27 protein-coding genes are annotated in these 26,080 nt (G+C 40.0%); 13 read left to right on the top strand and 14 right to left on the bottom strand.

All coding sequences use genetic code 11. The annotated features are described in order from the left end of the window. Window positions 1-3: 3 nt before the first annotated feature. From AACX33_RS03840 to AACX33_RS03790, 11 genes are all read left to right on the top strand, one after another. The gene (locus AACX33_RS03840) at window positions 4-228 is read left to right on the top strand and encodes a hypothetical protein (RefSeq protein WP_227788856.1); all 225 of its coding nucleotides are present in this window, start codon (window positions 4-6) and stop codon (window positions 226-228) included. Window positions 229-390: 162 nt separating this feature from the next. Continuing rightward, entirely contained in the window at window positions 391-1,224 is an 834-nt protein-coding gene (locus AACX33_RS03835) for a NifU family protein (RefSeq protein ID WP_193999497.1), read from the top strand. Window positions 1,225-1,301: 77 nt separating this feature from the next. Then, window positions 1,302-2,507: a hypothetical protein gene (locus AACX33_RS03830; protein WP_193999495.1), complete on the top strand. Its 1,206-nt coding sequence runs from the start codon at window positions 1,302-1,304 to the stop codon at window positions 2,505-2,507. Between the two features lie 35 nt (window positions 2,508-2,542). Continuing rightward, window positions 2,543-4,885, top strand: coding sequence for a carbamoyltransferase HypF (gene hypF / locus AACX33_RS03825; protein WP_193999492.1), 2,343 nt, complete (start codon window positions 2,543-2,545; stop codon window positions 4,883-4,885). 60 nt (window positions 4,886-4,945) lie between these two features. Next, complete coding sequence (locus AACX33_RS03820; protein WP_193999490.1) at window positions 4,946-5,200, top strand: HypC/HybG/HupF family hydrogenase formation chaperone; 255 nt, start codon at window positions 4,946-4,948, stop codon at window positions 5,198-5,200. 145 nt (window positions 5,201-5,345) lie between these two features. Continuing rightward, a complete protein-coding gene (hypD, locus tag AACX33_RS03815; RefSeq protein WP_193999488.1) occupies window positions 5,346-6,497 on the top strand; it encodes a hydrogenase formation protein HypD in 1,152 nt (383 codons plus the stop codon). Window positions 6,498-6,564: 67 nt separating this feature from the next. Continuing rightward, on the top strand, window positions 6,565-6,780 hold the full coding sequence (locus tag AACX33_RS03810) for a tautomerase family protein (RefSeq protein WP_193999486.1): 216 nt from the start codon (window positions 6,565-6,567) through the stop codon (window positions 6,778-6,780). Between the two features lie 84 nt (window positions 6,781-6,864). Next, on the top strand, window positions 6,865-7,962 hold the full coding sequence (gene hypE, locus AACX33_RS03805) for a hydrogenase expression/formation protein HypE (protein WP_193999485.1): 1,098 nt from the start codon (window positions 6,865-6,867) through the stop codon (window positions 7,960-7,962). 353 nt (window positions 7,963-8,315) lie between these two features. Next, on the top strand, window positions 8,316-8,645 hold the full coding sequence (gene hypA, locus AACX33_RS03800; protein WP_193999483.1) for a hydrogenase maturation nickel metallochaperone HypA: 330 nt from the start codon (window positions 8,316-8,318) through the stop codon (window positions 8,643-8,645). A gap of 2 nt (window positions 8,646-8,647) precedes the next feature. Beyond that, a complete protein-coding gene (gene hypB / locus AACX33_RS03795) occupies window positions 8,648-9,499 on the top strand; it encodes a hydrogenase nickel incorporation protein HypB (RefSeq protein ID WP_193999481.1) in 852 nt (283 codons plus the stop codon). Window positions 9,500-9,842: 343 nt separating this feature from the next. Beyond that, window positions 9,843-10,517, top strand: coding sequence for a Coq4 family protein (locus AACX33_RS03790; protein ID WP_193999479.1), 675 nt, complete (start codon window positions 9,843-9,845; stop codon window positions 10,515-10,517). 118 nt (window positions 10,518-10,635) lie between these two features. Here the strand turns inward: AACX33_RS03790 and AACX33_RS03785 are convergent, their stop codons facing one another. From AACX33_RS03785 to AACX33_RS03760, 6 genes are all read right to left on the bottom strand, one after another. Then, the gene (locus AACX33_RS03785) at window positions 10,636-11,007 is read right to left on the bottom strand and encodes a hypothetical protein (RefSeq protein WP_193999477.1); all 372 of its coding nucleotides are present in this window, start codon (window positions 11,005-11,007) and stop codon (window positions 10,636-10,638) included. Continuing rightward, the gene (locus AACX33_RS03780) at window positions 11,000-12,004 is read right to left on the bottom strand and encodes an LLM class flavin-dependent oxidoreductase (protein WP_193999475.1); all 1,005 of its coding nucleotides are present in this window, start codon (window positions 12,002-12,004) and stop codon (window positions 11,000-11,002) included. The genes AACX33_RS03785 and AACX33_RS03780 overlap by 8 nt, the downstream gene beginning before the upstream one ends. After that, window positions 12,001-12,384, bottom strand: a complete 384-nt coding sequence (locus tag AACX33_RS03775) for a hypothetical protein (protein ID WP_193999473.1) — start codon at window positions 12,382-12,384, stop codon at window positions 12,001-12,003. The genes AACX33_RS03780 and AACX33_RS03775 overlap by 4 nt, the downstream gene beginning before the upstream one ends. Window positions 12,385-12,707: 323 nt before the next feature. After that, window positions 12,708-13,019 carry a hypothetical protein gene (locus AACX33_RS03770; protein ID WP_193999471.1) on the bottom strand — a complete coding sequence of 104 codons (312 nt, stop codon included), beginning with the start codon at window positions 13,017-13,019 and terminating at the stop codon, window positions 12,708-12,710. Between the two features lie 2 nt (window positions 13,020-13,021). After that, window positions 13,022-13,288, bottom strand: coding sequence for a hypothetical protein (locus AACX33_RS03765; protein WP_193999469.1), 267 nt, complete (start codon window positions 13,286-13,288; stop codon window positions 13,022-13,024). Between the two features lie 41 nt (window positions 13,289-13,329). Next, window positions 13,330-13,755: a hypothetical protein gene (locus AACX33_RS03760; RefSeq protein ID WP_193999467.1), complete on the bottom strand. Its 426-nt coding sequence runs from the start codon at window positions 13,753-13,755 to the stop codon at window positions 13,330-13,332. A 982-nt stretch (window positions 13,756-14,737) separates the two neighbouring features. Here AACX33_RS03760 and cysK point away from each other — a divergent pair. Further along, on the top strand, window positions 14,738-15,691 hold the full coding sequence (gene cysK / locus AACX33_RS03755) for a cysteine synthase A (RefSeq protein WP_193999465.1): 954 nt from the start codon (window positions 14,738-14,740) through the stop codon (window positions 15,689-15,691). A 93-nt stretch (window positions 15,692-15,784) separates the two neighbouring features. Here cysK and AACX33_RS03750 read toward each other — a convergent pair whose 3' ends face one another. The 7 genes from AACX33_RS03750 to fdxB form a co-directional block, all read right to left on the bottom strand. Continuing rightward, complete coding sequence (locus tag AACX33_RS03750; RefSeq protein ID WP_193999463.1) at window positions 15,785-16,276, bottom strand: ArsC/Spx/MgsR family protein; 492 nt, start codon at window positions 16,274-16,276, stop codon at window positions 15,785-15,787. Window positions 16,277-16,418: 142 nt separating this feature from the next. Then, window positions 16,419-17,030, bottom strand: a complete 612-nt coding sequence (locus tag AACX33_RS03745) for a cupin (RefSeq protein ID WP_193999572.1) — start codon at window positions 17,028-17,030, stop codon at window positions 16,419-16,421. 196 nt (window positions 17,031-17,226) lie between these two features. Continuing rightward, window positions 17,227-17,712, bottom strand: coding sequence for a hypothetical protein (locus AACX33_RS03740; RefSeq protein ID WP_193999461.1), 486 nt, complete (start codon window positions 17,710-17,712; stop codon window positions 17,227-17,229). Window positions 17,713-17,899: 187 nt separating this feature from the next. Continuing rightward, window positions 17,900-18,487, bottom strand: coding sequence for a cytochrome c oxidase subunit 3 (locus tag AACX33_RS03735; RefSeq protein ID WP_193999459.1), 588 nt, complete (start codon window positions 18,485-18,487; stop codon window positions 17,900-17,902). Window positions 18,488-18,620: 133 nt separating this feature from the next. Further along, window positions 18,621-20,288, bottom strand: coding sequence for a cytochrome c oxidase subunit I (ctaD, locus tag AACX33_RS03730; RefSeq protein WP_193999457.1), 1,668 nt, complete (start codon window positions 20,286-20,288; stop codon window positions 18,621-18,623). Between the two features lie 173 nt (window positions 20,289-20,461). Beyond that, the gene (locus AACX33_RS03725) at window positions 20,462-21,433 is read right to left on the bottom strand and encodes a cytochrome c oxidase subunit II (protein ID WP_193999455.1); all 972 of its coding nucleotides are present in this window, start codon (window positions 21,431-21,433) and stop codon (window positions 20,462-20,464) included. 634 nt (window positions 21,434-22,067) lie between these two features. After that, on the bottom strand, window positions 22,068-22,361 hold the full coding sequence (gene fdxB, locus AACX33_RS03720) for a ferredoxin III, nif-specific (protein ID WP_193999453.1): 294 nt from the start codon (window positions 22,359-22,361) through the stop codon (window positions 22,068-22,070). Between the two features lie 1,108 nt (window positions 22,362-23,469). Between fdxB and AACX33_RS03715 the strand changes: the two genes are divergently transcribed. After that, a complete protein-coding gene (locus tag AACX33_RS03715; protein WP_193999451.1) occupies window positions 23,470-25,071 on the top strand; it encodes a helix-turn-helix domain-containing protein in 1,602 nt (533 codons plus the stop codon). A 33-nt stretch (window positions 25,072-25,104) separates the two neighbouring features. On the opposite strand, the gene AACX33_RS03710 is transcribed toward AACX33_RS03715, so the two are convergent. Next, window positions 25,105-26,064: a hypothetical protein gene (locus AACX33_RS03710; RefSeq protein ID WP_193999449.1), complete on the bottom strand. Its 960-nt coding sequence runs from the start codon at window positions 26,062-26,064 to the stop codon at window positions 25,105-25,107. Window positions 26,065-26,080 lie beyond the last annotated feature (16 nt).

The following is a 26,080-nucleotide window of genomic DNA, read 5'->3' as shown; positions in this document are numbered from 1 at the left end:
ATTATGTTAGAAATTGGATGGCTTTCAGCTAAATTATTTTTCAAAGGAAAACTACTGCGTGACCCCGAATATTTCTTCAAACAAATTGTCATTGCAAACAGTATAAGCTTGGTAATTCTCCTCTCATTATCGCAAACAAAATTACCCTTTTGGCTACCACTAATATTAGCTAGTTTATTTGCAAGTACAGTCATGCCATTTCTCCTCAAAGATTTCAAAATGAAATAGATAGCTTTGCATAGAGAACCTCCAATAGAAAAGCTTTCTCCTCTTTATTCCTCTGTGTCCTTTGCGTCTCTGTGGTTCGTTTCATTCCGAATTTATTTCTGGTAAATCCATAACAGAACCAGTGGACGACTGCTAATTAATAACGACTAACGACTAAATATAATGACAAAACTAGAAGAACTAGTTCAAGAAATCAATCGCTTTGAAGCAATTATATCCCAATGGGACGAAAGCCAAAGGTGTGTAGCTGTAGGAATAAAAAGAGCGATAGAAGATTTACACAAAGCAGCATTAACGCATTTAATTAAAAGCCTGAAGAAAGAATCAATTTCAGCTTTGCGTCAAGCTGTAGACGATGAAATAGTATATTCAGTTTTGCTTTATCACGAACTAGTCAAGCCACAGCAACCGCCACTAATAGAAAGAATTCAAGCAGCCCTAGAAGAAGTTCGCCCAGGTTTAAAAAGTCATGATGGCGATGTAGAATTTGTCGCAATCAAACCACCTGATACAGTAGAAGTCAAATTAATTGGAAGCTGTAGCAGTTGTCCCACTTCAACCTTAACTTTAACTCAAAGTGTAGAACAGGCAATAAAAAATCATTGTCCTGAAATTACTAAAGTTGTAGCAGTCAATCATACTTCCACTGTCAACAATGCATTTACTCCAGAAGATACCTCTACTTGGGTGAAATTAACAACAATTGATCAAATTCCTGAATCTGGGATATTGACAGGTAAAGTTGGGAAGAATTCACTAATTTTATATCGCCAAGGTGAAAATGTTATCTGTTACTTAAATGCTTGTCCACATTTAGCCACTCCTTTGGATATGGGCAAATTAGATCATGAAATTCTCACTTGTAAATCTCATGGGTTTCAGTATAATTTAGAAACTGGGGAATGTTTAACTGTTGCTGATGTTCCATTACAGTCTTATCCAGTACAAATTAAAGGTGAGAAAGTTTTTGTAAAACTGCCCAAATATTCAATTTAACAAGAAAATTGCCACAGGCGATACATTCCAATATCCGTCGATGAGTTTAAATAGCTATCAGTCTTCATCTGCGGTTCATGGATATACCCATTAATATTAATCCTGCGTCACAATTGCCGCCAGAAGCCACAGTAATTTTCCAATTATTCCCTTTATCACCGGAAGGTACAGAGGTAATTTTAGGTAATATTATTGAACCAGAAATATTAGCTATACCCATAGCACCTAGTCCGATAAATATGTTTGGTCCGCGCGGTGCTTGTTTGTTATCTAAAACTGGTTCTTTGTGGGTATCAGATACAGGACATCATCGGTTATTGGGATGGCGAAATGTACCTACCGAAGATAGTCAACCGGCTGACTGGGTAATTGGACAACCGGATTTTTATCATGAAGGTCAAAATGCTAAAGGTACACCGGGAAGAAATACTTTTAGTGTCCCCACGGGAATTTGTGCTTGTGGTACAGGTTTAGCGGTAGCTGATGCTTGGAATCATCGGGTATTGATTTGGAAAAATGTCCCAGAAGATAGTCATGTTCCAGCAGATTTGGTGTTAGGACAAGCTGATTTTAGCCAAAATGAACCAAATAGGGGAACTCATCAAGCTGCTGCTAATACTATGCACTGGCCTTATGGTGTTTTCTATCATCAAGGTAAGCTATTTGTTGCTGATACGGGAAATCGCAGATTATTAATTTGGCAGCAATTACCTACAGAGAATGGTCAACCTGCTGATTTAGTTTTGGGACAACCAGATCTGACATCTCGCAATGAAAATGGGGGAAGTTCTCCTACGGCGGCGAGTATGCGTTGGTGTCATGATATTACTGTTTGGGAAGACAATTTAGTGGTTGCTGATGCAGGTAATCACCGAGTGATGATTTGGGAGGGTATACCTACAGAAAATAATGCCCCTTGTGCGGTAGTTTTAGGACAAAAAAGTTTTGATTCTGTGGAAATGAATCAAGGTATTTATTTTCCTAGTGCTAGTAGTTTAAGTATGCCTTATGGTGTAGCGGTTGGTAATGATTGGTTGCTGGTTGCTGATACTGCAAATTCCCGTTTGTTAGGATGGAGAAAGCCGGAGTTTCAATTATTATCTGGGGCGGTTGCTGATGGTTTGGCGGGACAAGTTAATTTTAAATCTAAGGGTGAAAATCGGGATTTTGGTTTACCCCAGCGTGATACTTTGAATTGGTGTTATGGGGTGAAGGTTTGTGGGAATGTGGCGGTAATTGCTGATTCTGGGAATAATCGGGTGTTGTTGTGGCGGTTGGCGTAAAAGTTTCACGCAGAGGCGCAGAGGCGCAGAGAAGAATGGAAGAGATTAGGGTTCGGGGGACTGTTCAAGGTGTGGGATTTCGTCCTACTGTTTATCGTCTGGCTACGGTTTGTGGGTTGTTGGGTGATGTTTGTAATGATGGGGAGGGTGTTTTAATTCGGGTTTCTGGGAGTGAGGTGGCTATTACTGAGTTTATCAATAAACTATATATTGAATGTCCTCCTTTGGGGAAAATTCAGGAGTTGACAAGAGTTAGTTATGAAGGTGATGGGGATTTTACTGATTTTGTGATTTCTCATAGTGTGAGTAGTTCTAAAAATACAGAAGTTACTCCTGATGCGGCGATTTGTCCCCAATGTCAACAGGAAATTTTTGACCCTTTTAGCCGTTTTTATCGTTACCCTTTTACTAATTGTACTCATTGCGGTCCTCGCTTCAGTATTATTCGTGGGATTCCTTACGATAGATGCAATACCAGTATGTCTGCGTTTGCTATGTGTGCTGAATGTGAACGGGAGTATGAAAATGTGGAAAATCGTCGTTTTCACGCCCAACCTGTAGCTTGTCATACTTGCGGACCGAAAGCTTGGCTAGAACGGGCTGATGGTCAACCTGTGACGGCTTCGATGTTTTCGATGATGGATGATGTTGATGCTGTTTGTACTTTGTTGCAAAAAGGTGAGATTGTGGCTATTAAAGGGTTGGGTGGTATTCATCTAGCTTGTGACGCAACTCAAGAAGCTGCTGTACAAAAATTGCGTCAGCGTAAACGACGTTATCACAAACCTTTGGCTTTAATGGCGCGGGATATGGCAGTAATTGCCGATTATTGTACTATTAACGATACAGAAAAGGAATTATTAGTAAGTGCTGCTGCGCCTATTGTATTGTTACAAAAAAATCCTGAATGTCTAATTGCGCCTTCAGTTTCACCGGGACTAAATTATCTCGGTTTTATGTTACCTTACACGCCTTTACATCATTTAATTTTGCGGCGGATGAATCGCCCTATTGTGTTAACCAGTGGGAATATTGCTGATGAACCTCAATGTATTGATAATGAAGAAGCTAGAGAAAACTTAAGTCACATTGCGGATTATTTTCTTTTACATAATCGGGATATTGTCAACCGAGTAGATGATTCTGTTGCTAGGGTGATTGATAATCAAGTAAAAATTATTCGCCGGGCTAGGGGATATGCACCAGCACCGATGATTTTACCACCGGGATTTGAGAAGGTAACGCCAATTTTAGCGATGGGTAGTGAGTTAAAAAATACCTTTTGTTTATTACGCGAAGGTGAAGCAATTCTTTCTCAACATTTGGGCGATTTAGAAACCGCTGCGGCTTTTCATGCTTATCAAGATACACTCAATCTATATTTAAATTTATTTGAACATCAACCAGAAGTGATCGCTATCGATAAACACCCCGAATATCTTTCCACAAAACTCGGTAAAGAACTCGCATCTGTTAATAAACTTAAACTTCACCCTATCCAACATCATCACGCCCATATTGCTGCTTGTATGGCAGAAAATGGGATTCCTTTAAATTCAGCCCCAGTTTTAGGGATTGCTTTAGATGGATTAGGTTATGACGAAGACGGCAAATTTTGGGGAGGAGAATTTCTCTTAGCAGATTATCGTCAATTTCAGCGACTCGCAACATTTAAACCAGTGGCGATGATTGGCGGTGAAAAAGCAATTTATCAGCCTTGGCGTAACACCTACGCCCACTTACTCAGTGCCGATATTTGGGATGAAAGTCAACAAAAATATCCTGACTTGGAAATTATCAAATTTTTACAGCAACAGCCCTTAAAGCTACTTAAAAAAGCTGTAGAACAAGGAATTAACTCACCTCCAGCCTCATCCGTAGGGAGGTTGTTTGATGCAGTAGCTGCGGCTATCGGCATTTATCCAGAAGAATGTAGCTATGAAGGACAAGCTGCGATCGCAATGGAAGCCTTAGTCAATCCTATCAACTTAAATAATCATGAAGAAACCCTAAATTATCCTTTTCACCTTAACTTTTCCGATAGCATTTATTATATAGACTCAAAACCAATGTGGCAAGCCCTGCTTCAAGACTTGCAAAAACAGATTAGTCAATCAGAGATAGCCACAAAATTTCATAAAAGTTTAGCTCAAATTATTGTTGATGTAGTTAAACATCTTTCTCAAAAAAACCTGATTAATCAAGTCGTATTAACCGGAGGAGTATTTCAGAACTGCATTTTATTAACACAAGTTACCCAAGGTTTACAAACTTTAGGAATAAACGTAATAACTCACAGTTTACTCCCCTCCAACGACGGCAACATATCACTAGGACAAGCAGTAATTACAGCCGCCCAATTAATCCCCAACTCTTAATCTTTCCTCTGCGTTCTCTGCGCCTCTGTGGTTCGTTTCATAAATTCCAGGAAAACAAAAATGTGCTTAGGAATCCCAGGTCAAATAATAGAAATCAGCGACATTAACCATAAACTAGCCATAGTTAACATAGCTGGAGTCAAACGCCAAATAAACATAGCCTGCATAATCAACGAACAACATCCCCCCGAAAAATGTATAGGAGATTGGGTATTAGTTCACGTAGGCTTCGCCATGAATCGCATCAACGAACAAGAAGCAGCAGAAACATTAAAACTATTAGAAGAACTAGCAACAGCCCAAGCCCAAATATAGGAAAGTGCCGACTGCTGAGTGCTGAGTAGAAATCCACTTGCTTCAAAAATTTAAGCAACCAACACCATTTTCTCTTCTCTTCCTTGGCGACCTTGGCGACTTGGCGGTTCGTTAAAAACCCCCCAAAAAAAAGCTAAAATCCCCCATGAAATACGTCAACGAATTTCGAGAACCAGAAAAAGCAGCAGCCCTAAGCAAGCAAATAACCCAACTATGCAACCAACTAAACAAACCCCTCAAACTAATGGAAGTATGTGGTGGACATACCCACTCCATATTTAAATACGGTATAGAAGACATCCTTCCCCCCAACCTAGAACTCATCCACGGGCCTGGTTGTCCAGTATGCGTCATGCCAAAAGGGAGATTAGACGATGCGATCGCCATATCCCAAAATCATAACGTTATTCTCGCCACATTTGGCGACACCATGAGAGTTCCCGGTTCCACCACCAACCTACTCCAAGCCAAAGCCACAGGCGCAGATATCCGCATGGTTTACTCCCCCCTCGATAGCCTGCAAATCGCTAGAGACAACCCAGACAAAGAAATTGTCTTTTTCGCCCTCGGCTTTGAAACCACCGCCCCCAGTACCGCCCTCACCATCTTGCAAGCAGCAGCCGAAAACATCACCAACTTTAGTATGTTTTCCAACCATGTTCTCGTTATACCCGCCCTTCAAGCCCTACTAGATAACCCCGACTTACAACTAGATGGATTTATTGGGCCTGGTCATGTCAGCATGGTAATTGGAACAGAAGCATATCAATTTATTGCCCAAAAATATCATAAACCCATAGTAATTTCCGGCTTTGAACCCTTAGATATACTCCAATCAATTTGGATGATATTACAGCAGTTAGTAGAAAACCGTTGTGAAGTAGAAAACCAATATAACAGATTAGTAGAACCAGCCGGAAATCTAGTTGCATTGCAAGCAATGAACCAAGTATTTGCAGTGCGAGAAAACTTTGATTGGCGAGGCTTAGGCGAAATACCTGAATCAGGCTTAAAAATCCGGAATGAATATGCCCAATTTGATGCAGAAGAAAAATTTATTATTCCTAACTTAAAAGTAGCTGACCACAAAGCCTGTAAATGTGGAGAAATCCTCAAAGGAGTTTTAAAACCTTGGGAATGTAAAGTATTTGGTACAGCTTGCACACCAGAAACACCCATTGGAAGCTGCATGGTTTCCTCAGAAGGTGCGTGTGCAGCCTACTACAAATATGGACGACTTTCTGCAATTAGTAAAAAAGCTGAAAAAGTAGCTTTATCTAAATTAGCTATACTCTAACTCCCCTCCTCGCTTGCGGGGAGGGGCTGGGGGTGGGGTTCATTACACAAAATAGGAGAAAAAGTATATGCCATTCATCACAATACAAATAGCCAAAGGTCACTCCGTCGAAAAAAAGCGCCAATTAGTCAAAGCACTAACCGAAACACTAATTGAAACCTTGGGTGCTAAACCAGAATGGATAACTATACATATTGATGAATTTGAGAGAGAAAATTGGGCTGTGGGTGGTCAATTACATATAGATAAACATAGTGGTAGACATAAAGAAAAAGGTATCTAAACTTTCTCCTTCCTCTCCTTCTTCTCCCAAGGGGAGACGCTACGCTAACGCGTACTTTGTGTCCTTAGTGGTTCGTTTTTAAACATGAATTTTTCCCCCAAACACAAAACCCAAAATCCTCTCCTGCAAAAAATCGGCAAACCCCAAAAAAGTAAGGTGAGAGAGACTCATATTACCCTCGCCCACGGTAGCGGCGGTAAAGCCATGCGCGATTTAATCGAGGATATCTTTGTTAGTAGCTTTGATAATCCAATTCTCTCCCAATTAGAAGACCAAGCCAGTTTAAACTTAGCTAGTCTCGCCCAACAGGGAGATAGACTAGCATTTACCACAGATTCTTACGTTGTAGATCCTTTATTCTTTCCCGGTAGTGATATTGGTGAATTAGCAATTAATGGCACGATTAATGATTTAGCAGTCAGTGGTGCTAAACCTTTATATCTTACTTGTAGCGTTATTATAGAAGAAGGATTACCAGTAGAAACTTTGCGGCGTGTTGTTGCTAGTATGAAAGTAGCCGCCCAAAAAGCTGGCGTGCAAATTGTCACAGGTGACACAAAAGTTGTCCAACGTGGTGCTGCGGATAAACTGTTTATTAATACTACAGGTATTGGGGTGATTCCTCAAGGAATTAACATTTCTGCCCATAATATCCAAGTGGGAGATGTGGTAATTATTAATGGCGAATTGGGAAATCATGGTGCAGCAATTTTAATCGCCCGTGGGGAATTAGCCTTAGAAACTAATGTCGAAAGTGACTGTCAACCTTTACACAGTTTAGTAGCAGATATCCTGAGTGTTTGTCCTGAAATTCATGCTATGCGTGATGCTACACGGGGCGGTTTAGCTACAGTTTTAAATGAATTTTCTGTGAGTTCTGGTGTAGGTATTCGCCTTGATGAAGAATCTATTCCTGTGCGGGAAGAAGTTAAAGGAGTTTGTGAAATACTAGGTTTAGATCCTTTGTATTTGGCTAATGAAGGTAAGTTAGTGGTGGTGGTAGCTGGTGAGAATGCTAAAACTGTTTTAGCGGCTATGAGATCACATTCAGCCGGGAAGGATGCTTGTGTTATTGGTGAGGTTATTGCTTCGCCTCCGGGTATTGTGTTGTTAAGAACGGCTTTTGGGACTGAAAGAATTGTAGATATGTTGGTGGGGGAACAATTACCCAGGATTTGTTGATTTTTTTTGGAGTAACGAACCGCCAAGTCGCCCGCGCGCAGCGATGCCCGCAAGGGCTGTAGTACGCCAAGTTAAGAGGGTTTAAAAGGTTCTTTGGTAAGATTTATGAATAAATGAGAAAGAACGAACCGCAGAGGACACAGAGTACACGGAGAAAGAGAGTTCAAGAGGTTATTTTTGTGAGTTACTTTTTGCTAAGTTGGTCTATCTATTTTAGATAAGATATATACCAATACAGTTTAGTTAAAGATTTTTTTCCTCTCTTTCTTCTCTTCTATTATCTCTGTGTCCTCTGCGCCTCTGTCGTTCGTAAAAAAAATAAACCTGACTTTAAGTGAAGCGTATTGATTTATATGCACGAACTAGGAATTACGCAAAATATTGTGGCTATTGTTAGTGAACACGCCCAAGGTGCAAAGGTTCAACGTGTGGTGTTAGAAATTGGGCAACTTTCGGCGATTTTACCTGATGCTATTGAGTTCTGTTTTGATGTCTGTACTCAAGGTACGGTTTTAGTCGGGGCGATATTAGAAATTAGAGAAATTCCAGGTTTAGCACGATGTCGTGAATGTGGTGCAGAAATACATTTAAATAAACCTTTTGGTGTATGTAGCTGTGGTAGCGTGCAGTTAGATTTAATAACTGGTGAAGAATTGAAAATTAAGGAAATCGAAATAGAGTAATTATGTGTGTAACTTGCGGTTGTTCTGATGATGCTGAAAGCACAATTACTAATTTACAAACTGGTGAGGTTGAACACAAGCACCATGATCATACTCACACTTTACCTGATGGAACTATAATCACTCATTCCCATAATCATGATACTCAGCATGAAGCGTCTCAAGTTCATGCCAAAATACATAATACAACAATATCTTTAGAACAGGATATTTTAGCGAAAAATAATCTGATAGCCGCCCAAAATCGGGGATGGTTTAAAGGACGCAATATTTTAGCTTTAAATTTAATGAGTTCTCCTGGTTCGGGTAAAACTACTCTGTTAACTCGGACTATTCATGATTTAAAGCATCAGTTACCGATTAATGTGATTGAAGGCGACCAAGAAACAGCTAATGATGCCCAAAAGATTAGGGAAACGGGCTGTAATGTTGTGCAAATTAATACGGGTACTGGTTGTCATTTAGAAGCTTCTATGATTGATAGGGGTTTACAACAATTGAATCCGCCTCTCAATTCAGTGGTGATGATTGAAAATGTGGGAAATTTGGTTTGTCCGGCTTTGTTTGATTTGGGAGAACAAGCTAAGGTGGTGATTCTCTCGGTGACTGAGGGAGAAGATAAGCCTATCAAGTATCCCCATATGTTTCGTGCTAGTGACATCCTGATTCTGACTAAGATTGATTTACTGCCTTACGTGCAGTTTGATGTGCAGAAATGTATCGATTATGCCCTACAAGTTAATCCCCAAATTCAGATTTTTCAGGTTTCTGCTACTACTAGTGTTGGTTTAGAAAGTTGGTATGCTTGGTTATCTGCAAGAGTGGCGAATTTTTCGATTTCTGTTTCTGTTTAAATTTTTTACCGTAGCTTGATCAATAATATCTGTAATTAAATTAATCCACAAATGAACACAGAGAAGAAAAGATATCTGTGTTTTTTCGTTCGTGTTTTTACTAATTTATGCAGTATCTAATTCACGCGTTAAGTTCATGCTTTAAGTCTTTATATTCTGATTTAACCTTTTAATAAACAACAATTTACGGATTTATGCAATCCCTCTGAAGATCCATGAAAAAATCACCTATTTTTATCAAAAATAAATAGTGCATATTCTTTTTTACTGGTAATGCATAAATTTTAAATAATGCACTTCGGGTTTTAAGTAGCAAAGCTATATTGCAACGCAGAGAATCACTATGGTCAATGTAATTGCTCGTGACACTGACAAAGGACTTTTAACTTACATTATTCAATTCCTAGCATCTAGTACCCTAAAAACTGACGATGGTCGCACTGATGCAGTATTTGACTTTGAAGACGCACTTGATCAAACGGAAATGGCACAGCTAGCCGTTAATGAGTTGAAAAAAAGTCCTGAAGTTAATATCTTATTTAAGGAACGCTGGCTTCCTGCTCCTGTCAATCTCGATGAGTTAATCCAGCTTCCAGAGGGTACTTTGGGTCATGTTTATGCTCATAAAATTAAGTCCCAAAAATTTAATCCCTATTTCTATAAGACGGTTCCTGTAGTTGATGATATCTCTTATCTCAAAATGCTCTGGAGAACTACCCATGATATTTATCATGTGGTTGGTGGATTTGATACTGATGAAATTGGTGAAATTGGACTACAAGCTTTTTTTATCGCTCAAACACCGATTCCTATCAGCGCTATGATTGTAAGTTTTGGTCTGGTGATGATTAGTCTTTATCAACCACATAATTTCAAATATTTAATGTCTGAAATTTCCCGTGGTTATAATCTCGGTTCCCAAACGCCAGGTAAGTTTATTGCTCAAAAATGGGATCAATATTGGGATGTCCAGGTGAGCGATATTCGGGCAAATCTGGGAATGAAGGCTATTTTGTAAAACTGATTCTTAGCAGCTAGGATTTAGCTACAAATGTCCTAGAGTTATGTCTGTTTTAATTCTCTCCCCGAAGGCGGGGAAGAGTAAGATGAGATTAGGCAATTCGAGGAGTTTGCTATTACAGCCAATCTCGATAAGCCGAAATTTCATTGACGCTGATTTCAAATGGCGTGCCTTTACCAAATGGAGGATAAACGCGGATTTTGGCGTTACTGGTAAACCGCTCTAGCCGATTCCCTAACTGGGGAATGTTACTGACTATATGCCAGTAAGATACTATGTCAGGGCAGTCAATAATTAGCATCAGGGTTGTGCTATTCTTGGTGAGATACCACTGACAGTTAGATAAGAGGACTTGCGTAATGCGATCGCAAGCGTGGAAAAAGCATCTGCCAGTAGACCGCTCGAACTCCATATGCAGCATTCCATCCTGTTTCGTTACCTTGGTAGGTGGTAAATCATCAGGAGGAAGCAGGTGTAGTTTAGACATAATTCCGAACCTCTTGGTTGTAGCGCTCTAAACTTTCTAAGTTTTTTTGCAAATCCAAAGAGGAGGGTTTGAGCGCTAATGTACCGAGATTTAACTCGTCTTGAAATGTTTTGATTTTGTCACGACAAGTCCTCACATCACCAATAATCGAATTTTCAATCAAATAGTCTTCATCGAAACAAATATTTGTTCGATCAAATGGTTTCTGATTGGGATTCGCGCTTTTCTGGATGATTTCAGCCGAGTTGGCTTGCATCTTTTGGCTGAATTTGCGAATGAATGGTAAGGCTTCACTCACTGCTTCATCGAATGTTTTACCAACATAAAAAAAGCGCGCCAATACAAATTTTTCGGAACCACTATGATTGCAGGCTCGATATTTAGCCACTGTATTTTTCAATCTCTCTAAGGAAAATGGCGGTCCCCCCATTAAGCCGAAGGAATTTTGAGCGGCAAATTCTATGCCTTGATCATCACCAGTGGCTATGTAAACTGGAATCTGAGACTGTAATGGTTTGGGGGAAATTGTCAGGCGATCGCATTGATAATACTGTCCGTTAAATGACACATCGGTATCATACAGCAGCTTTTGAATTAAGGCGATCGCCTCTAACATCTTGGCGCGAGATTCACCCATTGGTGTGCCAAAATGCTTATTGTGCTGGGGGAAAGGCCCACCCTTAGCCACCCCAAATAACAATCGGCCATTACACAAATTGTCCAGGGTGGCAATATCCTCTGCTACCCGAATGGGATTATGAAATGGCAATAATACCGCCGCCGTCGCTAATTGAATCGTTGAGGTAAGCCCCGCTAGGTGTGCCATTAACAGCAACATCGACGAGCTGAGATTGAATTCATTAAAATGATGTTCACTTACCCAGGCTGACTCAAAACCTAAGCTTTCCGCCTGCTGTACCAGCGCGACTTGTTCAAAGATTGTGCGGCGGCTATTTTGATGATGATTTTCGTAATTGCAAAAAATTCCAGTTTTCATTGTAGGCGATCGCTATTTTCAGTTGTCACCCATTGCAATTCCAACCATAGGCCGGGATTGGTATGCTTGAGCTTCGACATGGGGTCGCGTAGCAATCGCGACCCGTTCATACACACCACTTGAATTAGCCCCATATTATCTGCTAGTTCTCTGAGTACATCTTTTTGAGCTTGCACATAGGGAAGCATTTTTTCCGAGCAGTAAATCCCTATATATTGCAAACGTCTAGCTGGTCGTCCCCAAAAACAGGTGATGACTTTCACATGACACCCGTCTAGTAGTTCCCCAAGTGTTGGGTAATAGTCAGTGACGACTCTTGTGAATTCTTTAGCTAGGATATGTTCAGCAATCATATCAACTAATATTTCTGTAGCGCTCATCACGCTATTTAATATAACATATTTTTGTCAATTAAGCATGACAAATTACACGATTTCTTTCTTTTTTGTGATTAGATATCTCTCAAAAAATGTAGCGCCGTTGCATACAATTAATTTGCAAAAGGTATATTTTCATTATTCAGTCGATGTTTATAAAAAAATAAGGTGTGCTTTAGTTTAGCATCACCTCATCTAGTCATCCTATGGAATTGTGACAAACTTCAGAAATCCGGTGGCTCGGCTCGCTAAAAACTTTTAAATAGCAAACTCAAAATCTTCATTTTTAATGAATGTACATTCTGAATTTTGCATCTTAATGATGATTAACGAGCTTTACGCTCCGCTACTAAAACTTCAGCTAACATTTCTGGAACATCTACAAAATCAGAAAATCCTTCTGAAGCCGGAATCGGTGATAAAAATGTATAGTTGGGGTCACACATTCCCGTATCATAGACTTCAATAAACCAACGATCCGGAAATCCTTCCACACCCAATTCGACAATGTACCAACTCTCGCCAATTAGCCGAGAGCCAAACATGACAAACCACTCTCGATGATCTTCTGAGATATTCCAATCTGCCATGAGGAACTCTAACGCAATTTGTCCAGCGTCGGTTTCAGTCAGCAGCATATTCACTCCTTACTTGCAACTTCAGAATTTGGGACTTCAGGATATAAGCCCAGTTGCTTTGCTAATTCACGAGCGACAAAGAATAAAAACTGAGCGCCTTCTTGATTATCTCCGTGGGCAAAACTAGCTGCTACTTGTAGCATTGTTTCCACAAAAGCAGCATCAATTAATTCTGGTTGAGCTTCTAAAACTTCTGGTTCTTGACCATTGGGACATTTAAGTAACTGGTCAATGAGATCAAAATATTGGATTTGGCGTTCTTCTGTCATGGTAATTTTGTTTGTTTAATGAGTAAAATTTGCAGAGACGATTACTCGATCCTTTGCTGCCAAAGCCTTTCCAACATTTCAACTTGTTGTTTTAAGATAGCAGCACGATAAACAAGATATCTATCATAAATAATAATCCCTAATCCTACAAAAATAGGGGTGATTATGACAAACCATTGTAAGATGCTAGCAAGTCTATATTGCTCGGCAGCAATTAATAATCGGTTCACAAAATTGCGATCAGAGATTTCTTTCTTTGTCTGATATTGAGATAAACTTGTACCTACTGCTGGGGAAAATAAGGCAGAATTATCTGGAGGATTTTTGTTGATTTCACAGGTTAAATTCTGCATCTTAACGAACTCAATATGTCGTCCCCAAACTATGCTAAATACTACTAACCCTGGAGAAAGCACTACTAAGGTAACTAAACAAACTGTGAGAACATTTAGAAGTTTGACTTTCATATTTGCTCTCCTGTGTTAGATAGTATGCATCCAGACAAATTTCTGTTGCTGTTTACCTAACCAGTTTTTGCTTTCCACTTTTCTCACATTTCTGATACTAAAGTTTAACCATTTATCAGCGTGCAGTTTGTTCACTGGCTACTGAAAATCTACCAATTTTTTCACAAAAGCTATAATTGCAACTGAGGACTAATATCTTCCTCACTGAAAAGTTACAACGTTGGGCAACAGAAGAGTTAAGAAGTCCCCCCTAATTCGTTGGGTAAAACCCTAGGAACTTCGGGGGGTAGAGGGGAATCTCTGCGTAAATCCTACATAATTTATAACAGTCATCCCTCTTCAGCCGAGTTTCACCTAGCTGAATTAAGATTATTAAATTTATTAAAGTTGTACTCAAAGCCCATAACTTCTATCTCATAAGACTTAGATAAATTATTTGGGGGATGGGTACGAGTATTTCTCAGGTGAGGTACTAGTCTTTCTGAGGTGGGGTACTAGTCTTTCTGCACTCAAGCTCAAAGCTATATGGGGCGCTTGTAGAAGACAGTTTTTGTTCTGGTTTTTGACGCTGAAAGTTTGTACTCAAGTGAAGAGATTATGTGGTGAGTGTACACTAAATTTGCAGAAAAATCCATTGAGTTTTTACTGTAAATGCAACCTCATATACTAAATATAAATTATCAAAAGTTAAATGAACAACTTTCTGATATCCTGATTGAGTAAACAACAGATAAATAAGTTTCGCCAAGATAAAAACTGTGAAATTAAGCTATTCAAGTTGATTATGGTAACTAAAAAACATTACGGGTCAAGGATAAATGAGAAAATTACATTAAATTGATGCTTCAGCCGATCAATTGTGTACTTGGGGAAGAGTAGAGATTCTACACATTTATTCACACCGAATATATATTAAATACATACACGTTGATTTTCATCGGTAAATAATTTTCCCTAAACTTAAGATCATAGGAGATAATTTATGAGAATTGCTAAAGATATTACAGAACTGATTGGTAGAACTCCTTTAGTTCAACTGAATAAAATTCCTCAAGCTGAGGGAGTGGGAGCCAGGATTGTGGTCAAACTCGAAAGCATGAATCCAGCCGCTTCAGTCAAAGACCGGATTGGCATTAGTATGGTACTGGCGGCAGAAGCAGAGGGTTTAATTGAACCTGGGAAAACCATTTTAGTCGAACCAACTTCCGGAAATACAGGCATTGCTTTAGCGATGGTAGCAGCAGCGCGTGGCTATAGTTTAATTTTGACAATGCCAGAGACAATGAGCCAAGAACGACGCTCTATGCTCAAAGCCTACGGTGCAACTTTAGAATTAACACCAGGCGCTGAAGGAATGCGAGGGGCAATTAATAAAGCTGAAGCAATTGTGGCAAATACTCCCAATGCTTTCATGCTGCAACAGTTTCGCAACCCAGCCAACCCCAAAATTCACAGAGAAACTACCGCCGAAGAAATTTGGGCAGATACCGATGGAGAGGTAGATATCGTAATTGCTGGAGTCGGGACGGGTGGGACAATTACAGGGATTGCAGAAGTCCTAAAACAATATAAACCGAGTGTGCAAGCGATCGCAGTTGAACCCAGCAATAGCCCTATCCTCTCTGGTGGTGCAGCCGGGCCGCACAAAATTCAAGGTATCGGTGCAGGATTCGTCCCCGATGTCCTACGCCTAGAACTAATTGATGAAGTCATCAGAGTTAGTGACGAACAAGCGATCGCATACGGACGACGTTTAGCCAAAGAAGAAGGACTACTATCAGGAATTTCCTCCGGCGCAGCCTTATGTGCAGCAGTTCAAGCCGGTCAACGCCCAGAAAACGCCGGGAAATTAATTGTGATGATTCAACCTTCCTTTGGAGAACGTTACCTCAGCACACCCATGTTTCAAGACCTACCTGTAGACATGAAAAAATAAAACTCTCTAACTCTCCGCGCCTCTGCGCCTCTGCGTGACACTAACTCCTAATTCAGCTGTAGAGACATTCAAAGTCCCTACAGCCTAGATAACTTAATGCTTACAGCCACCTTCATGATGATGATCATGACTATGACCATGACCGTGGGAGCAACCTTGTAAATTCTGGCTCGTAAGACCTTCGCTGACTGCGCGTAAAGACTCATCCACAGGCTTTAAGCCAATCCAAGCATCGATTGCTTCCACATCGAAACCTACCTCACGGCGTAGGCTTTGCCCACCGGAGGTATCGTCTACTTCTAATAAAGGACGGCGAATTAACAAAGGGTCTTCCAGCATTAGTTCTAAAGCTTTTTGAGCATCGATTTTTTCCGGAACCACCTCCCCAGATTTGATCTTGGGAGCAGAACGATTAAACCATTCAACTACGGGGCGATCGCCAAAAAATGACCGCAAGCGCTGAACTGTCCAAGGTTCTTTCAGCAGATTACACACGACAACCTCATGACCAGCAGCGGTGAGCAAAACTTTTTGCTTGATACCACCTTTACAACCTGGCTTTTCATAGAAAATTACTCTAGCCATTGCACTTACTCCCAATTTACTAAGGGATTTTTCAGGAATAAACCAACCACAGAGGCGCAGAGAACACAGAGGAAGAAGGAACAGAGAGGTTTGTTGGATTTTGTTTTATTTGGCTGTCCCTAAATATGATTGATTCCTCTGATCAAAACTTCCTAGCTGTATGGGTAACTGAATCAAACTCAAACCTCTCTTGCGGATCAGTTTCTCCATAAACATTAAAAGTCACAGTTGGTTCCTCACCCACTGCTTCCACACTGTGAATTGCATCGGGAGTCAAGCTGACAATATCTCCGGGAAATAAAGTTATTTCTCCCGTAGGTGCAATTTTTTCGGCAGAATCAGGGCTGTGGATACGTTGCCAAGAAGTGTTTTTTTCTTGACCTTTTAATACAGCGACAACTCCCCACGTCCCATGATTATGAATAGTTGAACGAGTCCCCGGTGCAAATGTGACTGTTTGCACAGTCAAGGGAAAACCCAATTCATCGTACAGGAGTAAAACAGAGTTTCCCGTTTTAGGATCTGGTTCTGAATATTGACTTTGTACCCAGTAGGAATTTACAATCAAGCGCCTCACAAGCATTCGGATTTCTGGCAGACAATTCGATTCGTCTTCTACCCCATTGAGAACATCTTCCACTTCAGTTAAAAACCGATAGAGGCGATAATTCTCCCTCAATAAATCCCATGCTCTCACGGATTTACAAGCCTGATATTCACCATCTCCAGTTACCAGCCAATCCTTACCTTTGATCATCATTAAATCATCAATGGAGAAGACTGGGACAATACCAACATGGGAGGAGTAAAATTACTAGGAATACCAGGGCGCGGAGGTAAAGGATTGATGATAACCACAGGTAGAAGAGGGCTAGAAGTTTCAGTTTCAGATAATGAAATGGGTTGGTAGATGGAAAAACTATTCATGGTTGTCTATTCTTTTTGGTTAACTAATCGTCTTCATCTGGTGGACGTGTCAAAATATCCAGAAGGATTCCGGCTCCAAAATCATTATTTTCGTCAATTTGCTTGACTCGATTACTGATTTTTTTAGCCTGCTCAATTTCCCCTAAATTTGCTAATACCATTCCAGAAGCGGCATAAGCATTCAAGTACAATCTGATTTGGGGTTCCTCTTGCCGTTTAATTAATATAGGCTTGAGTTCTTCCCAATCATCAGGAAAGTTTTCTAGTTCTTTAATTTTATCTAAAACTTTAATTGCAGTTTGTAGCGCTAGGGGATAATTATTCTTATAATAAAAAAATCTATATGCTGATACTAAAATTTCTGTATTATCCCCAGCCTTAGCCAAGGCTTGATGAATATACTTTTCGGACTCCGAAGTATTTTCCCAAGTTTGTGCTGCCAATACTAATAACTTTTTGACATCTTCCGGAACCTGAAACCATGAAAATCGATTTGCATCAAGTTGCATAATCATCTCCTTTGATGGGGAACAGGGAGTAATAATTTACCACTCCCTACTGATACTATTTCTTTGTCAATGTGCGCTGAATTTCCTTCTTCCTTCTTCCTTTGTGTCCTTTGCGTCCTTCGTGGTTCGTTCCTCTTAAATAACAGACAAGATAAAAGCGAAGAACGAATTAACCACAAATAAACTGTTAAAACAGCGTGAGAATGTACACCAAGGTGAATAGCACAATCCAGATAATATCTACGAAGTGCCAATACATTTCTGCCATTTCGATACCAGTATGTTTGGTAGCAGAATAATGACCGGGACGACGCGATCGCCAAACTACACCTAAAATCAATAACAGTCCCACAAATACGTGTAAACCGTGGAACGCCGTCATGATATAAAAGCAGTTGGAGAAAACGTTAGTAGTCAGGCCATAGCCTAGATTCATGTACTCATAAACCTGACCAACCAAGAAAATTGCCCCCATGAGTGCGGTGACAAGATACCAAAACCGCATACCCATGACATTATTCTTTTTAATCGCCACGTCACCTAAGTGAATGACGAAACTACTCGATACCAGAATAACGGTGTTAATCGCAGGCAAAAATAATTCTACTTCTGTTCCTTCTGGAGGCCAAACTTCTGTAATGCCTCTAAAGAACAAATAAGTCGCAAAAAAGCCCCCAAACATCAATGATTCAGAACAGAGAAACGTCAAAAGTCCCCAAATGCGTAAATCTGGATGATGTTCTTCGTGATGTTCAATCGTCGTAGCTACAGTCATATTATTTACCCTCTAAATGTCCAATAAGGGTGAGTTATTGTTTAGAATGATGATTTTCTTGTGGAACAGGCATCTTGCCTGTTTTGGGCGGGCTAGAAGCCCACCCCACAATTTAGTCTGGTCACGCCAATACTTAAGCGCTAATTTCTGCTGTACCAGATGCTTCTGTTTCACTATGACCGTAGTCGTAAGGGCCATGAGTTACAACAGGTAGGACTTCCCAGTTTTCAATTATCGGTGGGGAACTGGTTGTCCACTCTAAGCTCAAAGCTTGCCAAGGATTATCACCCGCCAATTCTCCTTTACGCCAACTTTGAATAATATTGATGGTGAAGGGAATTACTGATATCCCCAAAACAAATGCACCAACGGTACAAAGTAGATTCAGGTCAACAAATTGGGGGTCATACATAGCCACTCTGCGGGGCATTCCTTGCAAACCTAACTTGTGCATGGGTAAGAAAGTCAAGTTAGTACCGATGAAGGTGAGGACAAAGTGAACCCGTCCCCAAGTTTCATTCAGCATCCGTCCGGTCATTTTGGGGAACCAGTGATAAATACCGGCATAGATGCCAAACACAGAACCACCAAAGAGAACGTAGTGGAAATGTCCGACTACATAATAGGTATCGTGGACGTGAATATCAAAGGGAGCAGTTCCCATTGTTACGCCGCTTAAACCACCCATGACAAACATCGACAATAAGCCAATGGCGAATAGCATGGCGCTGGTGAAGCGAATTTTACCACCCCAAAGGGTAGCAACCCAGGCAAAAATCTTTACGCCAGTCGGCACGGCGACGATGAGGGTGGAGATGGTGAAGAACATCCGCATCCAACCGGGTGTTCCACTGGTAAACATATGGTGTACCCAGACGAATAAACCGACGACGCAGATAGCTACACTAGAATAGGCGATCGCTTTATAACCAAAAATCGGTTTACGGGCGTGAACTGGAACTACTTCCGACATAATGCCGAAAATGGGCAGAATCATTAAATATACTGCCGGGTGGGAATAGAACCAGAACAAATGTTGGTAAATAACAACGTTACCGCCAGCATCTGGTTTAAAGAAGGATGTGCCAAAGTTGAGGTCAAATAACAACAGCACCAAACCCGCAGCTAATACAGGTGTAGAAAGCAAGGCGAGGACAGAAGTTGCTAAAATTGCCCAGCAAAACAAGGGTAATTGATCCCATTTCATGCTAGGAACCTTCATCATTAGGATGGTGATGACAAAGTTCACCGAACCCAAAATTGAAGAAGTTCCGACTAAAACGATCGCTAATATCCACAGAGTTTGAGCGTTTGGCGCTGTTACCAAACTCAATGGTGGGTAAGCTGTCCAACCAGATTGGGAACCACCGAAGATAAAACTAGCTAAAACTAGGAATCCGGCGACTGGGTTCAACCAAAAGGCGATCGCATTTAGCTTCGGAAAGGCCATATCCCTAGCACCGAGCATCAAAGGGATGAGATAATTACCAAATCCCCCAATAGCACTGGGGACAATCCACAGGAAGATCATGATCGTCCCGTGGTTAGTCATGAAAGCGTTATACAGATTGGGGTCGAGGAAGTCTGATTCTGGCGTTGCTAATTCCACACGCAAAGCCACCGCCATCAATCCACCAATCAAATAAAACACAAATGCTGTCACCAGGTATTGAATCCCAATCACCTTGTGGTCAACATTAAATGTAAAATAGTCCTGCCATTTCCACGCCTGGGGATGATTTCCCCCAGTCAATTGATTTCCTTCGGGTGGCGTGTTCCCTGGGAATTTTACTTGTGTCATAAGCTATTTTGCGACAATTTATTTTTGTCCTCAGTCAGTCGTCATCACCAATAACCAATAAATAAAAGACTTACGCAAGAACTCTAGTGAAACTCTTCTTTCTTTGTGTCCTTTGTGTCCTTTGCGGTTCGTTTATTCATAATTTTGGGTAAGTCCTGACCAATGAACAACGACTACTTTTGAAGTTGAGCGAGAGTTGCTGCACTCATCCCCAAATCATGAACATGGGGAGCGAGAAATTCTGAAGTTGATAACTCAGCCGGATTAACCGCAACGGCTTGGTTAAGGTCTTGCTTTGCTGCAATCTGGCTCTCTGCTAACCAGCTATCAAACTCTTCTGGTGTGTGGACAATTACTTGCGATCGCATAGAACCGTGATAACCACCGCACAATTCCGCACAAACTACAGGATATGTACCTGGTTTAGTAGCGACAAATCGCAGTTGAGTAGAGATACCGGGAAGCGCGTCTTGTTTCAACCGGAATTGTGGAACCCAAAAGGAGTGAATCACATCAATGGCGGAAAGATTCAACTGCACATCCGCACCAACGGGAACGTGTAACTCGCCAGTGGTAATCCCACTATTGGGATAGTTAAATATCCAGGCGTACTGCATTCCTTGGACATCCACAATCAAGTCAGCTTGTTTACCCTGTGTTTTGGGAGACGCACCAATACCAATATTCGCGGTACTTCCAGATACTGAAGTGTCATTAAGGGTAGCTGCGATCGCAGTTCCACTTGCATGGGAAACATGAGCAGCAGCATGGGGATGACTTCCAGGCTCAAATCCGCCCATTTGGTTGTAAACATCGACGCTGTAGATACCCAAAGCGACTACAATCACTGTGGGGATTGCTGTCCAAAAGATTTCTAAGGGAACGTTACCTTCTACGGGGACACCATCGGTATCATCACCCCGACGGCGACGGTATTGAACCAAAAATACGACAATCGTTCCTTCTACAATCAGAAACAGTGCGATCGCAATGGTAAACATGACATTGAAAAATGCGTCTACCAAAGGCGCTTGTTGAGATGCTTGTTCTGGCAATAGATTGTGATTTTGTCCGAGCCAAATACTAATTGCTGTGACTACAACTCCAGCGACCAGAGTCCATAGTGAAACAGGAACTTTTTGCATATATGCTACCTGCTCTTTAAGCGGTCATGAAAGGTGTGATTTTCTGGGGTAAATGTGGAAGATTGTGATTGAGTATGTATCAAGTATTAGGTGTTAGAAAATAATTTCCCTACTCCCTACTCCCCACTCCCAGTTGATCGCATCCTGCACTTTTGATGTATCACCCTAGCCAAACAAGATAATGCTTTACTTTTTATCTTGTATTTTTATGATTTTCACCATATTCGTGGCTACTGGTTTTTACATTTTCACAGGTCAGCGTTTTTTGTCTTCACTTATTAACTTTCTATCTCACTCTGACAAAATTTGGGGGAATTTTCCAGATGATTTCATATCTTTCCCCCCCAAAACTTAAGAATATATTTAAATTCCTGTAACGCTGCTGCTAATGAAAAAAAATTAGGTACTCCAAGATGACACCACTAGCCTTAATATTGATCAGACTAGTTTAGCCGCAAGTATGAATTTGTTAATAAATAACAACTTAAGATTTACAATTCTGTTTACTGTGAACTCTTTGCTAGTTACAGTAAGTAGCTATAATTCCCCTCTAATTACCTTGCTTTGTGCCTTCATGCTTGATTTTCAGAGTACCCTTTGTCACCAGAAAAACCTGAAGCAAATTCCCAAATCCTTAATTGTCAACTACAGTATGGCTGTAGCAATTCTTGGGACATATCCGTGAACAAGCCTCACAACCAATACAGTTTTCTGGGTGAGCCACAACCATTACTTTGCGCTCAATTTCATCATCTTCCTCATCTTCTACAAATTCTCCCTCTTCGTTGAGAGCTTTTAATGATAATACATTGTGACCACATATTTTAAAGCATCTGCCACAGCCGATACATTTTTCGTAGTCAATTTCCTGGGCAAATTTAGGTGTCCAGGGATTACCTCCAAATGTCAATCCTGTTAGTTGTGCCATGAATAAACGCCTGCCAATTTGTTTGTACTTTAATCATCATCCTAACTCAATATTATTGTCTTGTTTTACTGTTAAACAATTATTTTTTCTCGAATTAAAATTTCATGACTTATGATAAATACTTCTGTGAATTTAGCTAATCTAGCTATTAGATGAAACTTATTATCAATAATTTTCGGAATAAATTCAAGAATAAATTATTTATTTTATATAAATTACATCCTGTTAAATCCCAATAATCCTCTCTGGCTAGCTATTTTATGTTCCAGCAACAATAAATCTGTGTGTGGAAAAATATAAATCAATACCGATTATTTATGTGGCAAATTAAATTATTGATCAAAATAATGAGATTTTTTCTTTCATAGGAATAAGAAATATATCCCTAACAGTATTTTACGATACATTTTATATGTTCATTAATTACATTGGTGAATTTTAGTTTTGTCATTTATAAAATAAAAATACCTGTTTTCGACTTAATTTTAACGCCTTAATTTTGGGAATTTAAAAACCATCTTCTTCCTTTCTTCATACATTCATATAAATGTATAGTTAGTAACAGAAATTTTGACCATAATAAATATTAAAATTATTAATAAAGGAAATGAATTCTCCTAGGCAAATACATCTATGTTCTCCAAAAACACTTTGGGTAATGCTTTAAGGTTAGCAGAAACAGTTTGGAAGCAAATCTTTAAGTAAAGCCTTAAAAAAACTTTCCTAGCTCATTATGAACAAACTCTGCTAATTATTTATGAAATGTATAGTTAATATAGCAATTTCCTCCTCAATGAAGTACAGCAATAATTAATTGACCAGAAATGTAGACAGGTCGTGGCTTGCCGTAGACTACACAGATAAATTCGGACTTCTATAAACTAGAAAATTCTATAACGAAGTAATCTAAAGCTATCATTAAAAGCCGGAAATATCTGGCAATTAGATGTGTAATTAAAATATGGATGTGGGGAATTATTAGAGCAAATAGAGATTATTTTTGCTGAAAAAATAATTTGGTGGCCAGTGATAAATAGCCAAGAAACATCCAGGGGAGACTTAAGCCAAACATCTCAACAATTAGAGTGGGAAGAAGCCCGATATCCGTATGCCTTATACAATTCCTAACAACAATTGCGTTGGATGTGACAACTGCCGCCCCCAATGTCCTACGGGTGCAATCAAAATAGAGAACGATGAATACTGGATCGACCCTGTTCTTTGTAATAACTGTGAAGGCTATTATCCTGAACCGCAATGTGTTATAGTTTGTCCAACTAATTCGCCCATCCCTTGGCAAGCCAAAAAAGGCAGATGCAAAGTTGAGCCGAGAGATGCAGCTAGCCCAGATTTATTTGCCAATGGTCAGAATAATCCCTTTGCTTCAGCGATTGTGATTTGGGAAGCTTGCAACGTCTTGGCACAACGTACATCCCTAAATTGGGAAATCAATCAAGAAGGTTACCTGTCTTATGCCAGAAAAGTTAAACAAGGACGGGGTGCGATCGCCTTTCATCTCCAAGACCCATTTCCAGTCAACGCTCACACCAGCAACAGTATAACTGAATTAGCTGCAATTGCCGCACTTGATATTAGAGCTACTTGCATTCATCTCATGTTTGCTGCCTATGCTACATCCTTAGAGCAACCTTGGGAACAAGAATTTGCCATTGACGAACGCCAAATTGAGAAATATTTAGGCTTAGAAAAGCGCAAGGACTTAAGTAAAAATGCCAAGCTAGCCTTAATGAAAAATATTGTCCAGCAAGCTTGTTCCTTGATGATTTCCATTGATTGGCCTCAGCAAGGTCGTCTGCAAGGATTTTCGGTGACCGGGAGCCGTTTGTGGCACTTAATCAATATTCAGCATCACTTTCAAGAAGATGATTTGGGGTGCAAATATTTAGTCGGATTAACTTTTAAAGTAAAAGCCGGAGTATGGGCGCAGTATTTCTTAAACAAACAAGCGTGTAAAGAGCGAACTGCATTTTATCAATATGGCAGTTTACCCAAAACGCTATTAACAACTGTTATGAGCATTTGGCAGCAGCATGAAGGAGCAGTACGATTGATGCTGTGGTTGCTGTTTAAAACCAAAATGGGTAAAGAACAACGCATTACTATTCCTACATTACTCCGCATTGCTTATGGTGAAGCAAAAGTTACCATTGCCTCTAGACAACGGGAAGAACGTAAGCGTTTACTACGCACTTTTGAAAGTGATTTAGAAATTCTCAATCATCATGGCATTAAACCCATTTTTGATCCAGTAACTTACCCTTTAGAAATTCAACCCTTGTGGGCGAAGTTGATGGGTATTCCCGAAGATCCAGAAGAAGCTTTAGAATTTTGGATTAATGATGGTGGTGGTAACAATCGCCTCACAGATTCAGGCCCCCGTGGTAAGTGGAATCTGCTGATGAATGCGCGAATTTTGTCTTTTGAACTACCGTCAGAATGGGAACAGTGCATTTCGGAATCGCACAAAAAACCACGGCGAACTGTGAAGAGCAGAAGAAAGACCAAAATCAACAGCGATTTACCTGGAGAACAGATTTTAGAGGCGCGAAAAAATTTGCAGCTATCCCAGCGGGAGTTAGCAAAGCTAACAGGTAAAAGCCAAAGCTGGATTCGCGATGTAGAAAATGGTCGGTTGAAAGTTAAAGTAGAAGATCAGGCACTGTTACGGAAAGTGCTAAATATAACTTAATTCGGAAAACTGGCGCTGCGATCGCGATCGTAATTATTTTTTATTTTTACGAGTCATATAGACACCGATGTGAGAAACTCTCAGGTCTTCTTCATCTATATATTGAATACAAGAGTCAATTTTGTCTGGTAACTTTTTATCATTGCATGACCATTCAAACACAAATTTAAAGTCTAACTCTGTGAACTTATAAAATAGCTGTCGCCATTGGCTGCGTCGAATTCGATTTCCCCACCTTGTTTGTAAGGATCTAGGATATTCCTCTTGTGAATAAATTAAAAAATCAAATGGTTTATTGGATAAATCCCTGTGATCAGACAAATGAATGAGATGAAACATAAAACCATCTTCAGACATTCCACTTACAAGACTTTGGAAAAGTGGTACTATATCATCAATTGGTACGTGTTCTAACACCGATTTAGAAAAGATAAAATCTAATTTTTCTTCATTAGGCATTCTTTGACATAAATCGATAGGAGCAATGTATTCAATGCCGAATTCTTGTAATTTTTCGACAGTGAACTTTTTTACTGACAGCAATTTGTTGAGACGATATTGTATGAGTTCACGATCTTCAAATGTAGATAAGCTGTCTATGATACTCCACTCTACCGACCTACACACAGCATTTGAAATATAGTCGCTCTGTAATAAAGGTTCTAAATCCGTGGCATAAATTTTTTTAGCTCCCAGAAGGTAAAAAAGCAATGAGTGAGTCAGTAACCATCCACTGCCAATTTCTAAGCATACTTTATCCCGCAGGACATATTTTTTCCTCCCAGAATGAAGCAAATAAATAGCAAATTCATTCGCACAAATATCAAGTCTTTTGCCTTCAACAGCTAGCTTATTTGCATGAGTTTTGTTATAGAAAACTCGATATATTGGAGATGATTTGATCAGCAATTTTGTATTTTCATTCAGAATGCCAGTCACTAAATTTTTCATTATTTTTGATGGGTTGCTATAGTCGGTTTTGCGTAAAATCACGAAGCTATTTCACTGC

The sequence above is a fragment of the Nodularia sp. LEGE 04288 genome (genome assembly GCF_963896525.1).
In the GTDB taxonomy this organism is placed as follows: domain Bacteria; phylum Cyanobacteriota; class Cyanobacteriia; order Cyanobacteriales; family Nostocaceae; genus Nodularia.
This window is presented reverse-complemented; position numbering and strand designations above follow the sequence as displayed.

Excerpts from the sequence above, each read along its gene's own strand:
- hypD (WP_193999488.1), top strand. The coding sequence starts at position 5,346 with ATGAAATACGTCAACGAATTTCGAGAACCAGAAAAAGCAGCAGCCCTA.
- AACX33_RS03740 (WP_193999461.1), bottom strand. The coding sequence starts at position 17,712 with ATGCAACTTGATGCAAATCGATTTTCATGGTTTCAGGTTCCGGAAGAT.
- AACX33_RS03715 (WP_193999451.1), top strand. The coding sequence starts at position 23,470 with ATGCCTTATACAATTCCTAACAACAATTGCGTTGGATGTGACAACTGC.
- fdxB (WP_193999453.1), bottom strand. The coding sequence starts at position 22,361 with ATGGCACAACTAACAGGATTGACATTTGGAGGTAATCCCTGGACACCT.
- AACX33_RS03760 (WP_193999467.1), bottom strand. The coding sequence starts at position 13,755 with ATGAAAGTCAAACTTCTAAATGTTCTCACAGTTTGTTTAGTTACCTTA.
- ctaD (WP_193999457.1), bottom strand. The coding sequence starts at position 20,288 with ATGACACAAGTAAAATTCCCAGGGAACACGCCACCCGAAGGAAATCAA.
- AACX33_RS03840 (WP_227788856.1), top strand. The coding sequence starts at position 4 with ATGTTAGAAATTGGATGGCTTTCAGCTAAATTATTTTTCAAAGGAAAA.
- AACX33_RS03820 (WP_193999490.1), top strand. The coding sequence starts at position 4,946 with ATGTGCTTAGGAATCCCAGGTCAAATAATAGAAATCAGCGACATTAAC.
- AACX33_RS03735 (WP_193999459.1), bottom strand. The coding sequence starts at position 18,487 with ATGACTGTAGCTACGACGATTGAACATCACGAAGAACATCATCCAGAT.
- hypB (WP_193999481.1), top strand. The coding sequence starts at position 8,648 with ATGTGTGTAACTTGCGGTTGTTCTGATGATGCTGAAAGCACAATTACT.
- AACX33_RS03750 (WP_193999463.1), bottom strand. The coding sequence starts at position 16,276 with ATGGCTAGAGTAATTTTCTATGAAAAGCCAGGTTGTAAAGGTGGTATC.
- AACX33_RS03765 (WP_193999469.1), bottom strand. The coding sequence starts at position 13,288 with ATGACAGAAGAACGCCAAATCCAATATTTTGATCTCATTGACCAGTTA.
- AACX33_RS03830 (WP_193999495.1), top strand. The coding sequence starts at position 1,302 with ATGGATATACCCATTAATATTAATCCTGCGTCACAATTGCCGCCAGAA.
- AACX33_RS03785 (WP_193999477.1), bottom strand. The coding sequence starts at position 11,007 with ATGTCTAAACTACACCTGCTTCCTCCTGATGATTTACCACCTACCAAG.
- AACX33_RS03770 (WP_193999471.1), bottom strand. The coding sequence starts at position 13,019 with ATGCTGCTGACTGAAACCGACGCTGGACAAATTGCGTTAGAGTTCCTC.
- hypF (WP_193999492.1), top strand. The coding sequence starts at position 2,543 with ATGGAAGAGATTAGGGTTCGGGGGACTGTTCAAGGTGTGGGATTTCGT.
- hypA (WP_193999483.1), top strand. The coding sequence starts at position 8,316 with ATGCACGAACTAGGAATTACGCAAAATATTGTGGCTATTGTTAGTGAA.
- AACX33_RS03790 (WP_193999479.1), top strand. The coding sequence starts at position 9,843 with ATGGTCAATGTAATTGCTCGTGACACTGACAAAGGACTTTTAACTTAC.
- AACX33_RS03780 (WP_193999475.1), bottom strand. The coding sequence starts at position 12,004 with ATGAAAACTGGAATTTTTTGCAATTACGAAAATCATCATCAAAATAGC.
- hypE (WP_193999485.1), top strand. The coding sequence starts at position 6,865 with ATGAATTTTTCCCCCAAACACAAAACCCAAAATCCTCTCCTGCAAAAA.
- AACX33_RS03725 (WP_193999455.1), bottom strand. The coding sequence starts at position 21,433 with ATGCAAAAAGTTCCTGTTTCACTATGGACTCTGGTCGCTGGAGTTGTA.
- AACX33_RS03775 (WP_193999473.1), bottom strand. The coding sequence starts at position 12,384 with ATGAGCGCTACAGAAATATTAGTTGATATGATTGCTGAACATATCCTA.
- AACX33_RS03835 (WP_193999497.1), top strand. The coding sequence starts at position 391 with ATGACAAAACTAGAAGAACTAGTTCAAGAAATCAATCGCTTTGAAGCA.
- cysK (WP_193999465.1), top strand. The coding sequence starts at position 14,738 with ATGAGAATTGCTAAAGATATTACAGAACTGATTGGTAGAACTCCTTTA.
- AACX33_RS03810 (WP_193999486.1), top strand. The coding sequence starts at position 6,565 with ATGCCATTCATCACAATACAAATAGCCAAAGGTCACTCCGTCGAAAAA.